Annotated in this window: 11 protein-coding genes; 10 read left to right on the forward strand and 1 reads right to left on the reverse strand. The window is 57.4% G+C overall.

All coding sequences use genetic code 11. The features are described from left to right. Positions 1 to 136 precede the first annotated feature (136 nt). From OHL21_RS17320 to OHL21_RS17330, 3 genes are all read left to right on the forward strand, one after another. On the forward strand, positions 137 to 3,532 hold the full coding sequence (locus tag OHL21_RS17320; protein WP_263418544.1) for a DUF5107 domain-containing protein: 3,396 nt from the start codon (positions 137 to 139) through the stop codon (positions 3,530 to 3,532). Continuing rightward, entirely contained in the window at positions 3,517 to 4,947 is a 1,431-nt protein-coding gene (locus tag OHL21_RS17325) for a sugar porter family MFS transporter (RefSeq protein ID WP_263418545.1), read from the forward strand. The genes OHL21_RS17320 and OHL21_RS17325 overlap by 16 nt, the downstream gene beginning before the upstream one ends. Before the next feature lie 70 nt (positions 4,948 to 5,017). Beyond that, the gene (locus tag OHL21_RS17330) at positions 5,018 to 6,115 is read left to right on the forward strand and encodes a LacI family DNA-binding transcriptional regulator (protein WP_263418546.1); all 1,098 of its coding nucleotides are present in this window, start codon (positions 5,018 to 5,020) and stop codon (positions 6,113 to 6,115) included. Positions 6,116 to 6,121: 6 nt separating this feature from the next. Here OHL21_RS17330 and OHL21_RS17335 read toward each other — a convergent pair whose 3' ends face one another. Beyond that, on the reverse strand, positions 6,122 to 7,075 hold the full coding sequence (locus OHL21_RS17335) for an aldose epimerase family protein (protein WP_263418547.1): 954 nt from the start codon (positions 7,073 to 7,075) through the stop codon (positions 6,122 to 6,124). A gap of 116 nt (positions 7,076 to 7,191) precedes the next feature. On the opposite strand from OHL21_RS17335, the gene OHL21_RS17340 reads away from it, so the two are divergent. The 7 genes from OHL21_RS17340 to OHL21_RS17370 all read left to right on the forward strand — a co-directional run bounded on the left by OHL21_RS17340 (position 7,192) and on the right by OHL21_RS17370 (position 14,640). Further along, positions 7,192 to 7,593 carry a hypothetical protein gene (locus tag OHL21_RS17340; protein WP_263418548.1) on the forward strand — a complete coding sequence of 134 codons (402 nt, stop codon included), beginning with the start codon at positions 7,192 to 7,194 and terminating at the stop codon, positions 7,591 to 7,593. Positions 7,594 to 7,693: 100 nt separating this feature from the next. Beyond that, the gene (locus OHL21_RS17345) at positions 7,694 to 8,116 is read left to right on the forward strand and encodes a BlaI/MecI/CopY family transcriptional regulator (RefSeq protein WP_263418549.1); all 423 of its coding nucleotides are present in this window, start codon (positions 7,694 to 7,696) and stop codon (positions 8,114 to 8,116) included. Beyond that, positions 8,113 to 9,426, forward strand: a complete 1,314-nt coding sequence (locus OHL21_RS17350; RefSeq protein ID WP_263418550.1) for a M56 family metallopeptidase — start codon at positions 8,113 to 8,115, stop codon at positions 9,424 to 9,426. Before OHL21_RS17345 ends, OHL21_RS17350 begins: the two co-directional genes overlap by 4 nt. A 30-nt stretch (positions 9,427 to 9,456) precedes the next feature. Further along, the gene (locus OHL21_RS17355; protein WP_263418551.1) at positions 9,457 to 11,016 is read left to right on the forward strand and encodes a trypsin-like peptidase domain-containing protein; all 1,560 of its coding nucleotides are present in this window, start codon (positions 9,457 to 9,459) and stop codon (positions 11,014 to 11,016) included. Between the two features lie 249 nt (positions 11,017 to 11,265). After that, positions 11,266 to 11,805: a c-type cytochrome gene (locus OHL21_RS17360; protein WP_263418552.1), complete on the forward strand. Its 540-nt coding sequence runs from the start codon at positions 11,266 to 11,268 to the stop codon at positions 11,803 to 11,805. A 556-nt stretch (positions 11,806 to 12,361) separates the two neighbouring features. Beyond that, positions 12,362 to 12,952 (forward strand): gluconate 2-dehydrogenase subunit 3 family protein, encoded by a 591-nt coding sequence (locus OHL21_RS17365; protein ID WP_263418553.1) that lies wholly within the window; start codon positions 12,362 to 12,364, stop codon positions 12,950 to 12,952. After that, positions 12,949 to 14,640 carry a GMC oxidoreductase gene (locus OHL21_RS17370; protein ID WP_263418554.1) on the forward strand — a complete coding sequence of 564 codons (1,692 nt, stop codon included), beginning with the start codon at positions 12,949 to 12,951 and terminating at the stop codon, positions 14,638 to 14,640. Before OHL21_RS17365 ends, OHL21_RS17370 begins: the two co-directional genes overlap by 4 nt. The last annotated feature ends 186 nt before the right edge of the window (positions 14,641 to 14,826 follow it).

Consider the following 14,826-nt stretch of genomic DNA (forward strand, 5'->3'; position numbering starts at 1 on the left):
TCAAAGTGAATCCTGTAGAAATACAGAAATCAAACCAAAATCCAGATGAGAATTGTTTTCTCCTGTGGTACGGTAACGTTCACGAAATCTTTGCGTTTATCCGCAATACCGGGTAACTTTCCACGAGGTAGTTGTTATGGCTTACGAGTCGATTTCAGACCCGCACCTGGCGCCGCACTCCCAGTCAGAGCTGGTTCTGCCAGAAGCGCCCAGCTCTGAGACCGGTCCGGTAAAGGTCTGGAACGAGGCCGTCACCATGCTGACGTATGAGCCAGCGGCGCCTGACAAGAATCCCCTCTTTCTAGAGAAGCGTGTTTACCAGGGCAGCAGCGGACGGGTCTACCCGCTGCCGGTGATCGATTACATCGCTACAAAGCCCAAGCCCAAAGCATGGGAAGCAGTCCATCTCGAAAACGAATATCTACGCCTGATGGTCATGCCAGAGATTGGTGGACGGATCCACCTTGGTCTCGACAAGCGGACGGGATACGACTTCTTCTACCGCCAGAATGTGATCAAACCCGCTCTCGTGGGACTTGCGGGACCATGGATCTCGGGCGGCGTGGAATTCAACTGGCCTCAGCATCATCGTCCTGCCACCTTTATGCCCGTAGAGGTCAGCGTGGAGCGTGCATCCGACGGCAGCATTACCGTCTGGTGTTCGGACCATGACCCTATGTCTCATCTGAAGGGAATGCATGGCATCTGCCTGCGGCCAGGGTCTGCGGTAGTGGAAGTAAAGGTTCGCTTATATAACCGGACGCAGGATACGCAGACCTTTCTCTGGTGGGCCAATGTTGCGACCAAGGTCCATGAGAAATACCAATCGTTCTTTCCGGAAGATGTTCGCTTCGTTGCTGACCACGCAAAGCGGGCGGTTACGGAGTATCCCCTCAGCCAGGGAACGTACTACGGTGTGAACTACAAGCAGCGCGCGCTTGAGGGGGTTCCTCCAGAAGAGATGCCATCCTGCTTTGTGCCCGACGGCTCCTACCCTGCCAATGACCTTGGCTGGTATGCCAACATTCCTGTGCCGACCAGCTACATGATCGTCGGTTCGCAGGGTGACTTCTTTGGTGGCTATGATCACGCACGCAAGGCAGGAACCGTCGCTGTCGCCAATCACCATGTTGCTCCCGGCAAGAAGCAGTGGACATGGGGCAATCACGAGTTCGGCTACGCCTGGGACCGCAGCTTGACGGACCGTGATGGTCCTTATGTCGAACTTATGTCCGGTGTCTATACCGACAATCAACCGGATTTCTCGTTCCTGGCTCCGGGTGAGACCAAGACCTTCAGCCAGTTCTGGTATCCCATCGGAGAGATCGGAGTTCCGAACCTGGCGAATGTCCAGGGAGCCCTCCGTGTCGAACGTGATCCTGAAGCCATCATCGTGCACGTTCAGTTGGCCACAGCGAAGGAGAATTGCGTGGTCGTGGCGCGGACAGCGGCCCGCGAGCTCGGCCGCTGGTCAGGAGCTCTGACGCCGGAGACGACATGGTCCGGAAAATTTGAGCACAGTGGCTCGCTGCGAGGCCTTGAAGTAAGCGTACAGGCCGGAGAGGTGACGCTCCTGCGTTATGCCCCCGACGAGACGGTTCCGGTTCAGGCTCCCGAGGTGGCAACCGAGCCGCCGCTGCCGCAAGATGTCGAGAGCGTGGATGAGCTGTTCCTCACCGGTCTTCATCTCGAACAATATCGCCATCCGACGCGCAGCCCTGAAGCTTATTGGCTTGAAGCTATCCAACGCGATGCCGGGGACAGCCGCTGCAACCACATGCTGGGACGGTGGCACCTGCGGCGGGGAGAGTTCGAAAAGGCGGAGCAGCACCTGCGCACCGCCATCGCCCGCATGACCCGTCGCAACCCCAATCCTTACGACGGCGAACCGCACTACAACCTCGGACTCACCCTGCGATATCAGCAGCGAGTTGCCGACGCCTATGACGCCTTCTACAAGTGCACGTGGAATGCTGCCTGGCGTGGCCCGGGATATCACTGCCTGGCGGAGATCGATTGCCTACGCGGAGAATGGCCGAAAGCGCTCGATCACCTCAACCGGTCCCTCTGTGCAGACACAGACAACCTGAATGCACGCGATTTGAAGACGATAGTGTTGAACCGGCTGGGGAGAAACGAAGAGGCGCAGCGGCTTCTGGATGAGACGCAGGCCCTCGACCCTCTCGATGTCTTCGCCCGTTTCCTGAGGCATGGGGAAATACCCAATAATCCCCAGATGCAGCTTGATCTTGGCTTTGACCTCACACGCGCCGGACTCTTCGAAGAAGCTCTCCGAGCACTACCTGCCGATGCCACATCTACGATGGTGAGATATGCGCGCGCCGACGTTTTGCGACAGATGGGAAGAACAAATGAGAGCACTGAAGCGTATCGTCGCGCTTCCGAGGGAGATCCCGACTATCTGTTCCCGGATCGACTGGAAGAACTGGCTGTTCTTGAACAGGCCCTGGAGATCAATCCGAAGGACGCACGTGCGGCTTACGCGTTGGGCAATCTTTTATACGATCGCCGGAGACACCGCGAGGCCATTGCGCGCTGGGAACAGAGTGTCGCTGCAGAGCCTGACTTCCCGGTCGCATGGCGAAATCTCGGAATCGCATACTTCAATATCCACTCCGACAGCCGCAGCGCTGTTGATGCCTTTGAATGCTCACGTCGGTGCGCTCCGGACGATGCACGGCTTCTTTACGAACTGGATCAACTTCGCAAGCGCACAGGGACGCCACTCGCAGCGCGCGAGAGAGCACTTCTTGATGAACCCGACCTGGTCGAGAAGCGCGACGATCTCTCCCTAGAACTGGCTTCGCTGCACAACAGTCTCGGCAGACCTGAAGAAGCGCTACGGATTCTTCGTCAGCGGCAATTCCAGCCGTGGGAAGGTGGAGAGGGGCTGGTGCTCTCAGAGTATGTCCGCGCCAACGTGCTTCTGGCGCAGGATGCGCTTCCCGCAGAGCCACAGAAAGCTCTGGAGTTTCTCGATGCCGCGAGCTCCCCTCCCCGCAACCTCAGCGAAGCGAAGCATCTGCTGATGAACCTAAGCATGATCGATTACTGGTACGGGGTTGTCTATACGGCACTCGGCAACGTGAAGAAAGCCCAGGAATCCTGGTCACGAGCGGCCCGGTATACAGGCGACTTCCAACAGATGCAAGTGCAGCCCGTCTCTGAGATGACCTACTGGAGCGCGATGGCCTTACGGCAGCTGGGACAGGAACAGGAAGCAACTGATCTTTTCCGCACGATTGAGACGTACGCATCCGTCCTGGAGCACCAGACACCTAAGATTGATTACTTCGCCACATCATTGCCCGCAATGCTGCTGTTCGAGGTCGACCTGAAGGAGCGCCAAACGATCACTGCCCGCTTCCTCGAAGCACAGGCGGCATTCGGAATGGGAGATCGGCAACGCGCGGTAGAGCTTCTCGATCAGGTTGAAGCCATGGATCGCAGTCATAGCGGCGCCATCGATATGCGCAGGCTGGTTATGGGTGAATCATGCACGGTCCGATAGAGGTTGCCACAACAGGAAGTTCTGCCGAAGCAGAAAAGACGACGTATGTGTGGGGTATTGCAATCGTAGCAGCGTTAGGTGGCCTGCTCTTCGGTTATGACTGGGTGGTGATTGGCGGCGCGCGAGAGTTCTATGAGATTTACTTTCATCTCACCTCCGCCAATCTTGTGGGATGGGCGAATAGTTGCGCGCTGGTAGGCTGTCTCGCCGGTTCTTTGATCGCAGGCTCGCTGGCGGATGGGTTTGGAAGAAAGCCAGTCTTGCTGATCTCTGCCCTGCTATTCGCTGTCTCGTCTATTCTTACGGGCTGGGCATATTCATTTACGAGCTTCATTGCGTGGCGAATCGCCGGAGGAGTGGCGATTGGACTCAGTTCCAACGTCTCGCCTCTTTATATCGCTGAGGTCAGTCCGTCATCGCTTCGCGGGCGCCTCGTGAGCCTGAATCAGTTCGCGATCGTGGTCGGAATTCTCCTTGCCCAGGTCGTCAACTGGCTTGTGGCAAAGCCTATTCCGGAACATGCTTCCGCGGACATTCTTTTTGCATCATGGAATGTCCAGTATGGCTGGCGCTGGATGTTCACCGCGCTCGTCATTCCATCCGCGATCTTTGCGTTTGCCGCTTCATGGATTCCGGAAAGTCCGCGCTGGCTGGCGGCCCGTAGACGTCAAGAGGATGCGCAGCGAACGCTCGCGAGGGTTGGCGGCCAGGCTTACGCCCAGGCAGAGTTGGCCAATATTGACCGCACGCTAAGCCTTGAACACAAGGTTGCGACCAGCCTCTGGCAGGAGCTGGCGGCTCCTGCCGTTCGCCGCATTCTGCTTGTTGGAATCGGTCTCGCTGTCCTGCAGCAATGGACGGGGATCAATGTGCTATTCAACTATGCGGCAGAGGTCTACCGCAATGCCGGCTATGGCGCCAATGACATCTTCCTCAACATCGTCATTACCGGAACCATCAATCTGGTCTTTACCATCGCGGCCGTCTTCCTGATCGATCGGGTAGGGCGGCGCAGGCTGATGATCTTCGGTTGCGCAGGTATCGCCATCTCTCATGTTCTGTGCGCAATGGCGTATCGAGCGGGAATGGGCGGCATCGCGGTTCTAGCGCTTACCCTGAGTGCTATCGGTTGCTATGCACTGACGCTGGCGCCGGTGACCTGGGTTCTCATCTCAGAGATCTTTCCCCAACGTGTGCGGGCACAGGGTGTCTCGATTGCCGTCAGCGCATTGTGGATCGCCTCCTTCGTCCTGACCTACAGCTTTCCCATCCTCAATCGCCGTCTGGGGACAGCGTGGGTCTTCGCCGGATATGGCGCGATCTGTATCCTTGGAGGCATTCTGGTTGCAACATCGGTTACAGAGACCAAGGGCCGCAGTCTTGAGGAGATTGAGGCAGGAGTTCTGCAGGGCTGAAAACGCAGCAGTTCCCCGTGTTTTTCAGTGAGAGAATAGCTCGTATTCCCAGGAACGGATCAAAGCCTGCATGAACGATGAACCGAAGAGTGTCAGCATTAAAGATATTGCCGAGGCTCTGGATATCTCGATCGGAACCGTGGACCGCGCCCTTCACGGACGCCGCGGTGTAAGTGAAAAGACAAAAGCCCGTGTTCTGAAGATGGCCGGGCAGATGGGGTATAAGCCCAATCTCGCGGCCCAGGCCTTGAAGCTGAATCGGCGCATTTCGATCGGTGTCGTCCTGCCCAAGCACATCTCCTACTTCTTCGATCCGCTGCGCGCGGGCATTCGCGCCGCCGCCAACGCGGCCATGGGTTCGCAGATCTCCCTCGAATTTCACGAATATCCCCGCATCGGCAGCGGCGACATTGAGGCATTGGAAGCGGCACATGCACGGAAGCATGACGGCCTGATCTTTCTTCCGGGTGACATTCAGAGATTCAGTCCATTGATCCGCAAGATCTCGCGAAGCGGCACGTCGATGATGTGTGTCGGCAGCGATGCTCCCGACACTGGACGCGTCGGTTCCGTCTCCGCACATGCCTATATCAGCGGGTCGATTGCGGCAGAGTTGCTGGCCCACAAGCTGCCCCGCAAAGCCAACGTAGCCATCCTGACAGGAGAGCTGTCCACGTTGGATCATGCAGAGAAGCTAAGCGGATTTGCAGCGACACTGGCGATCCAGGCACCGCATCTGATGCTTCTGCCTACGTTGGAAGGTCACGAGAAGCCTAAGGAGGCGTACCGTCAGGCGCTTACGCTAATGCGACAGAAGGATCGCCCCGAGGGGCTTTATCTCAGCACGGCCAACAGCATGGCCGTCATCGAAGCCCTGCAAGAGCTGGGACTGCTGGGCAAGGTTCAGGTGGTGGCGACCGATCTGTTTCAGGAGCTGGCTACGCTGATTAAGGCCAACAAAATTCTGGCAACGCTCTATCAACGGCCGTTCACGCAGGGTAAGGTGGCCTTTGAAAACCTCGTAGCCCATCTCACCCGTGGCCATCTTGAGTCGCCAGTCGTGCAGCTCGCGCCTCACATTGTATTGCGAAGCAACTTACCACTGTTTGCCAGCCGTATCTCCGAGGCTGAGGACGAGAGCGAGCTCGAGTCAGACGACCTGGATTAAAAGAAGCTACCTTTTATCGACTGATTCCCGGAATGCCTCCCAGGTGATTCCCGGAGACGTGAGATGGAATCCCAGCTCCCAGTCGAAGCCCTCTTCGGGCGCCAGTTGGAAAGCGAGTTCCTTCTCCTGAGCCTGCTTCAAAGTGCCGTATGGAGCTGTTGTGGGTTCCAGGGCAACCGCATATTGCTGAGGCGCCGATCCCCCGGGCCATCCTCCATAACAGAGCCAGAGACCGAGGTACGGCAGCTTCTGTGGCGAGAACGACAGAATCAGCCCTTGCCTCCCCACTGATCGAAACAGACCGCAGCAGCCAGTGCTCAATTTACTGCTGTAGAGCATCTCTGCCTCTCCTGCTTCGGCTGGAAGAACCGTGTCGAGCCCGCTACCAGGCCAGTCCACCCGATTGCCGGGCTGTCCCATTCTTCCCGTGCGTGTGTAGGTCAACTGCAAGGTCTCCACCTCAGACGGGAGCGCTACCTGGTCGCCGGCTTCGATCGCAAAAAGAGGATGGCAGGCGTACAGAAACGAAGTATCACTTTGGCCGACGTTCTGAACACGATAGCGAATGGAGAGGCCACTCTCCTGCAGAGATATCGACTTCTGAAATACCAGAGGCCGACTGAATCCAGCCGCCGCAAGGGCAACATGGTTTTCCGATTGTGCGGTCACCTGCCAGGGAAGTTGCCAGAAATCGCCGTGGTCGGGGACGCGGCCGCCGTCGGTTGTGTCGTCACAAATACCTACTGTCGGCAGACACTCTTCGATTCCCGCACAGGCGCCGTGCTGAAATGGTGTATCGTAACCCGGGTTAAGATGGAGATCCTCATTCGTTGACTGCGTCAGGAACTCGATGCCGGTGACGCGCGAGACCAGGGAGCTGATGCGGCCACCCTCTTCCGGCACGATACTCACCGAAAGCGCGCTATTTACCAGGACAATTCTTTTGCGGTGGACACCCACGTCGTCAAGTATCCTTCACGGGCGAGAGTGAATCCAATTACCTTTGCGTTACTTTCAATCGGCATCAACAAATACACACAGCGAAAATATACCGAATCGTCGGCTATTCTTGAGATATGGAAATTGACTGGATCATTCGCGAAATCGACACAGAAATAGAACGGCTTCGCCATATCCGCGATTTCGTCGAGAACCTGTCCAACACGCTTGACGCAGCGCCCAAGACGGCTCGCAAGACATCCTCGAATAACAAGACATCCTCGAAGAAAAGGACCTCACCGCAGGTTGAGCCTCCGGTGGTCGTACTCCCCCCGAAAGAGAAGCGGACCTATACTCCCCGCCGCAAGCCGACCGTGGAGTCACCTCGAGCTTTGGCTGCGGCGATCCCCGATCGGCCGGTGTTCGTCTCGAAACCGTCTCCTGTAGCCGCTCCAGGCGTAAAGGTCGAGACCCCGCAGATCGACACGAAGGATCTGGAAGCGGCGGTCCGGCGCAGCTTGTTCGGCCAGACTGCATAGCTTGGAGCCGTTTTAAGCTCCAAATCCATCGAAGCTTGAGATTTTTGCCCGCCGCAGCTAACTAAAACATTAGTTGAACGTCTCTTCCTTCAGAGACGCTATGCCACCGCGCCGCTCCAATACGCTCACCGAAGCCGAACTCAGGCTGATGCGCCTGCTCTGGCGGCTGGGTGAATGTTCCGTTCAGGATCTTGTCTCGGCCATGCCTGCCGATGGGCGGCTGGCCTACAACTCCGTCCTGACAACGATCCGTATTCTCGAATCCAAGGGTTACGTCGAACACCGTCAGGATGGCCGTGCCTTCCTTTATACAGCGGTCGTCGCCGAACACGATGCGCAGCAGAGCGAAGTGCGTCATGTGATCGGCCGCTTCTTTGAAAACAGCCGCGAGAAGCTGATGCTCGCGGTTCTGGGAGACGGCCAGGTCAGCGCGGAAGAGCTTGCCCGGCTCAAACAGGCCATTGCGGACGCCGAAGTTGCGGCACGATCTGCAGAGCAAGGTGAGGAGGAGTCCGGCCAATGACTGCGTCTCTGTCTTTCCTGAAGCTCTCATCACTGTTGGCCACAACCTGGGTTGCGAGTCTATGGGAAGGCGCGGCGTTCTCCCTCATCGGCTTCGCGCTTCTCCGTCTGATGCCTCGCGCCTCCGCGACCCTTCGCCACACACTGCTGCTGGCGCTCTTTCTGCTGAGCGCAATCCTTCCCTGGCTCCCGCTTGGCCACAGCGAGGCGAATGGCGTAACGGCCCATGCACTCATGCTTTCCCAGTGGCTGGCGGCAACGATCGCCTCTATTTGGCTGGTGGCCACGGCGATCCGGGCTACTTTATTGGTCATCGCCTGGAAGCATCTCCGTGATGTGCGCCGTTCTGCCCAGCCACTCGCTCTTGATCTGCCGCTTGCTACGCGCCGCCGGACGGTCGTGGGAACATCCTCGGCGGTGGAGTCGCCGCTCATCGTTGGCTTCTTCCGCCCGGTGCTTCTATTACCTGAGTGGCTCGTCCCTCAGCTTAGCGTCGGCGAGCTTCGCCAGATCGTCGTTCATGAATGCGAGCACCTGCGGCGCGGCGACGATTGGACAAATCTACTGTTGCAGATCGGCCTGATGTTATTCCCGTTGAATCCGGCGCTGACATGGCTGAACCGCCACATCGGCGTACAACGCGAACTCTCCTGCGATGCCGCCGTCGTCGCGGCAACTGCACAGCCCCTGGCCTATGCCGCGTCCTTGACGCGTATTGCGGAACAACACCTCGAACGTAATTCACTTCGCCTGGCACTGGCTGCATGGGGACGCCGCTCCGAACTTGCCCAACGGGTCCATGCTCTTCTTAAACAGTCAAAGAACTGGACGACGCGACAGTCCGCAATTGCTTCTATTGCCAGCGCAGTCGTGCTGCTGGCAATAGCCGCCGGTTTCTCTCGCGTACCGCAGCTTGTCGCGGTCGCAACGCCTGTATCGGAGGTGGCTGCTGCGAATTTGCCCACAGCCCCGACATTGCCTTCCGTAATGCCGGTTCGGTTTGTTCCCGCATCGTTTACGACAGACACGCCGGAACCAGCTATACATAAACACAGCCGCAAGCATGCGCCGCTAAAGCAAACTTCTACTCCAGAACCCGGCCGCGATTCCATCAAGATCAAGCGCGCCGAGATGCAACGCGTGGAACATGCTCCGACGTTCCTCCGTACCACTGCGGAAACCGATACAACACCTTTGCAAAACTCTGACGGCAGCATCAGAACACCTGAACATACTGCTCCGGCTGTCGTGCTGACACCTGCGTGGCTCGCCGTGCCGGTACCGGACGGCTGGCTCGTCATTCAACTCTAGTCACACTCACCATAGGAGAAGACTCACCCCATGTCCGCTAAAACTAATTCATTAGTTACCAACAAATTGACTCGCCGCATTATCCTGCCCGGCGTTCTCGCTCTCGGCGCCTCGGGCGCTGTACTCATGACGCACAAGCATGAGGTGCATGCCGCGGCAGTTACCGCCTCTGCGCTCGACGACAATAGCGTCTCTTCTCTGCTCGCGCTCGATCGCGACATGGAAACCCTTGCAGCTCGTGTAACCCCGGCGGTCGTCAACGTGGCCGTGACCAGCAAGGGAGGCGATGACGACGACGTGCAGACGCACATACAGGGCGATCTTGATCCGAACGACCTTCCACCGCAGTTCCGTCAGTTCTTCGGCTTCGGAGGTCCTGGCAGCCGCCGCATGCCACAACAGGAACCGCTTCGTCACGGAGTCGGTTCGGGCGTCATCATTTCGCCCGATGGTTATATCGTGACCAATCATCACGTAGTCGATGGTGCTACACAGATCAAGGTCACGCTCCATGATCGTCGTGTGCTCACCGGCAAGGTCATCGGGTCCGATAAGCTGACGGACATCGCCGTCGTCAAAGTCGATGCGCACGATCTTCCCGCGATCACCTGGGGCGATTCCTCGAAGCTGCAACCAGGTCAGAACGTGCTCGCCTTCGGCAGCCCCTTCGGCGTGCTGCAGTTCAGCGTCACTCGCGGCATTGTCAGTGCCGTAAATCGTCCAGCGCCGTTCTCCAGCGATGCGCGCACGCCCGGAGGTCTGATCCAGACGGATGCTGCCGTCAACCCTGGAAACAGCGGCGGTCCATTGGTCAACGCTCACGGTGAACTGGTCGGCATCAACCAGATGATTGCCACCAATAGCGGATCGTTCGCCGGCGCCAGCTTTGCTATTCCGGCAAACACAGCCAAGGCGATCTCTGACCAGATCATCCGCACCGGTTCGGTGCATCACGCATATCTCGGCATAGGGATGAACGACGTCACGCCTGAGAATGCACAGTTCTTCAATCTTAAAGATGCGCGCGGTGCGATCATCTCTCAGGTCACAGCCGGATCTCCTGCTGCATCGGCCGGCCTGAAGAATGGCGACGTCATCTATACCCTCAACGGCCGTCCCATCGCGAATGGAGGTGACCTGCAGTTACAGGTTGCACAGATGACGCCTGGAACGAAGGTTGCTCTCGGTATCCTGCGTAACGGTAGTGAACAAACAGTCAATGTCACGCTGGGCGAATACAAGAAGAACGCCGAAATGGCCTCCGACGACAGTAACAACGGACAGCCAAGCGGAAACAACGGCAAAATCGGAATCGCGTTGGGCGAGCTGACACCGGATCTGCGCCAGCAGCTCAATATCCCCTCTGACGTAAAAGGCGCCGCCATTGAGCAGGTGCGGCCTGGCAGCCCTGCTGAAGATGCCGGTCTTCAGCCCGGCGATGTCGTACTCGAGGTAAATCGCAAGCCTGTTGCATCAGCCGATCAAGCGGCAAACAGCCTTCGCGCAACCCCAGACGGAAAGAAAGTTCTACTCCTGGTCTGGTCAAACGGTGGTGCAAGTTATCGCGTCGTCACACCGAGCCGCGGTTAAAAAAAACAGCAAGAAAACAACAACAAAGAGGCTCCCGTTCGAGCGGGAGCCTCTTTGTTTCTCAGTGATGAAGTGTGATCTCAAGAACTTTGTCACTTCTTCGTCTCCACAATGCCATTTCTCGGCATATCTCCGTTCAGAAGGCCAGCAACGGTATCAAATTTTTAAGGGCACCGAAGGTGCAAACGCGATCGTTGAGATGACGATCCCGACCGAGAAAGCTCAAAACCGATTGAGGTAATATTCACGATGAAGCGCGCACATACTGCACTCCTCTTCCTGATCCTCGGTATTGTTCTTGTTCCGGCAGCCGGATGGCTCTATCTGCACTTCGGCCATCCACCCGTTGCGGTAGCGGATCCAATGCTTCCCGGTGAGGAGCGGATCGCACGTTCCACGCTACTCGCTCGTGTCGATGAGGAACGCCCCAGGAGTAATCCCATCCCCATCAACGAAGCTACCTTGCGGGAAGGCGCATCCATTTACATGAGCGAATGCGCATTCTGCCACGGCGTTCCTGCTGTTCAGTCAGAAGTGGGAGTCAATACATTTCCGAAGACACCGCAGTTCTTTCGTCATCACGCCGTGGGCAACAACCCACCCGATCTGGCTGATCGAGCCGCGTCATATCACTGGTTCATCGAGAACGGCGTCCGTCTGACCGCCATGCCCTCATTCAAGCACGTCCTGAGCGATCGGGAGCAGTGGGAGGTAGCAAATCTGCTGGCGGTGAGTGAGACTCCCCTGCCGGAGAGTGTAAAGAAGGTTCTGGCCGGATCTACCGATTAGAGCAATTCTCCTAAAGGCTTAGTGCGGAGTTCGGGATTCTTCACGAACTCGATCGCTGGGCGAAGCTGCGCCTTTCCCGAAGGACTACGCGATGCCTTTGTTACTGGCAGCTTGACCAGATCGCACAGATCAAGAGCATGAGAAGAATCGAGAACCAGGTTGTCCAGCGGCTATCGGCTACATTGATCTGCATCGCAATCTCCTCTCTCTGAGACACGGCGTATCTCAGAAGAGAGAGTTTAGCGCTGTTCCGCGAATTCGCAACAAAAACTATTGAACATCGAGAACCAAATCGATACCGCCACGATACCGGGAATAGATGTGTAATCTCGTATGGAGCCTCTGCGACAGGTCACCTTTAAATAGAGCACTCTGAGCGAAATGAATCGTCTCAAACGATTTCCGCTGGCCTGTCACGTCAGATTGATGGAAGAGTATGAACATGAGCGCCGGCGCAAGGATATGCAAGAACTGCCGTCATCCCCAAAAATATCCGCTCTCAGGCGGCGGGGAAAACGACGCTCAACGAAGACGGTCCAACGAAAAGGAGTTTTGAATGCAACGACGTGACGTCTTGAAGCTTCTAGGGTCAGCCGCCGCCATCTCGGCCCTGCCGCAAGAAGCACTCGCTATGCTAACGCAAGCCACCAACACAGCGGCTGTGCGTTCTAACGCGCTGAAGACGCTTAGTGCGCACCAGGATGCAACCGTCATCTGCATTGCCGAGATGATTATCCCGGAGACCGATACTCCAGGAGCAAAGGGAGCGAAGGTAAACGCGTTTATCGACCTCCTGCTCAGCGAATGGTTCGAGCCTGCAGAAACAAAGCAGTTCCTCGCCGGACTGGATCAGGTGGATACGCAAAGCCGTGCGCGGTTCTCCGCCAGCTTTGTCGATTGCAGTGAAGCACAACGTACCGAGTTGCTGAAGGAACTCGATGCCGCGGCTATGCACTTCGTCCGGAGGCAAAAAGAGGCGGCACAGGCTGCGGCGCCGCCGCCACCGATGGACTTCTTCTACCAGATGAAGAAGCTGACCCTGGCCAGCTACTACACCTCCGAGATCGGCTTTGCGAAAGAGCTCGGTAAATCGATTATCCCGCCGGGACACGCCGGCTGCGCACCACTGGCGGAGGCATCGAAGTGAACGTCATTACTAACAAAGCAAATACGTACGACGCAATTGTTGTGGGCTCGGGCATCAGCGGCGGCTGGGCGGCGAAAGAGCTAACCGGAAAAGGCCTCCAGACCCTTGTGCTTGAGGCAGGCCAGACGATTGTTCCTGAACAAGATTATGTGGAGCATGTGCCGGTGTGGGATCTGAAGTTTCGCGGCATGCAGGACCGGCAGTACATGAAGGTCCACCAGCCGATGCAGCGGTATATCGCCGACGAATGGAACTCCAAGTTCTTCGTCGACGATCTTGAGAACCCGTACACCACGCCTGCCGATCAGCCGTATCTCTTCCTGCGTGGACGCCATGTCGGTGGACGCTCGGTGATGTGGGGACGTCAAAGCTACCGGTGGAGCGATCTTGACTTTGAGGCAAACCTGAAAGACGGTCACGGCGTAGACTGGCCCATTCGCTATAAGGACATCGAGCCGTGGTATGACTACGTGGAAGATTTCATCGGCGTCAGCGGGCAGGCCGAGAACCTGCCGCAGCTGCCGGATGGTAAGTTCCTTCCGCCCTTTGAGATGAACTGCGCCGAGCTGGAGATGCGGGACATCGTGGCGAAGAAGTTTCCCGATCGTCGCCTGACTATCGGACGTACAGCGATCCTGACCGTACCCCACCGCGGACGTGCAGCCTGCCACTACTGCGGACCGTGCGGGCGCGGCTGCATCACGCGCTCCTACTTCAGCAGTATCCATTCGACCCTGCCTGCGGCGGAGGCAACAGGGAGGATGACACTTCGCCCCTTCAGCGTGGTGCATAGTCTGATCTTCGACTCGAAGACGCGCCGGATTACAGGCGTTCGGGTCATCGATGCCCAGACGAAAGAAACACTCGAGTTTCACTCCAAGATTGTTTTTCTGTGTGCATCGACGCTGGAATCGGCGCGTATCCTGATGAACTCGGCGACGCCGGAGTTCTCGACCGGTCTGGCAAACTCAAGCGACCAGCTGGGACGCAATCTGATGGACCACATCTTCCATGCCGGGGCGAGCGGCATCATGCCGGGGCACGAGGATCGTCAGCAGATAGGCAACCGGCCGAACGGCATCTACATGCCGCGCTTCCGCAATGTCAAGGACAAGCATCCGGATTTCGTCCGTGGTTATGGCTATCAGGGCGGCGCCGCACGCGAGGACTGGGGACGTGGCAGCAACATGCCGGGCTTCGGCGTGGACTTCAAGCATCAGCTGCGGCAGCCCGGGCCGTGGCGATTCACCTTCGGCGCCTGGGGCGAGTGCCTTCCGCATCCGGACAACCGCATGGTTCTTGATAAGAACAAGGTCGATGCGTGGGGGATTCCTGCCATGAGAATCAGCCACAAGTGGCGCGAAAACGAGCTGGCCATCTTCAAGGATGCGACGACAACCGCTGCCGAGATGCTGGAGGCGGCGGGTGCGAAAGATATCACGCAGATGAATACACCGTCGCTACCCGGCGAGTGCATTCACGAGATGGGAAGTGCCCGCATGGGACGCAATCCGAAGAGTTCCGTGTTGAACCAGTGGAACCAGGCGCACGATGTGAAGAACCTTTTCATAACAGATGGATCGTTTATGGCGTCGTCTGCGTGCCAGAATCCGTCGCTGACGTACATGGCGATGACGGCACGAGCATGCGACTATGCGGTGAAACAGATGAAGCGTGGCGACCTTTAGAGCAGTTCACCCAATAACGTCACCTTAGATAATCTGCTTGTGCCGTTTTCTTAGCGGAAACGGCACAAGCAGCCAAGGCTTCGCTCCACGGCATGCAACGCGCGTCGCCCTTTCGCACTCTCCTTCGGCTATCGACGAGATGACGGTCAACAAATCATGCGTGTACTCTTCCGAAGAGTTGCATCA

The organism is Terriglobus albidus (assembly GCF_025685425.1).
Taxonomy (GTDB): Bacteria; Acidobacteriota; Terriglobia; order Terriglobales; family Acidobacteriaceae; genus Terriglobus; species Terriglobus albidus.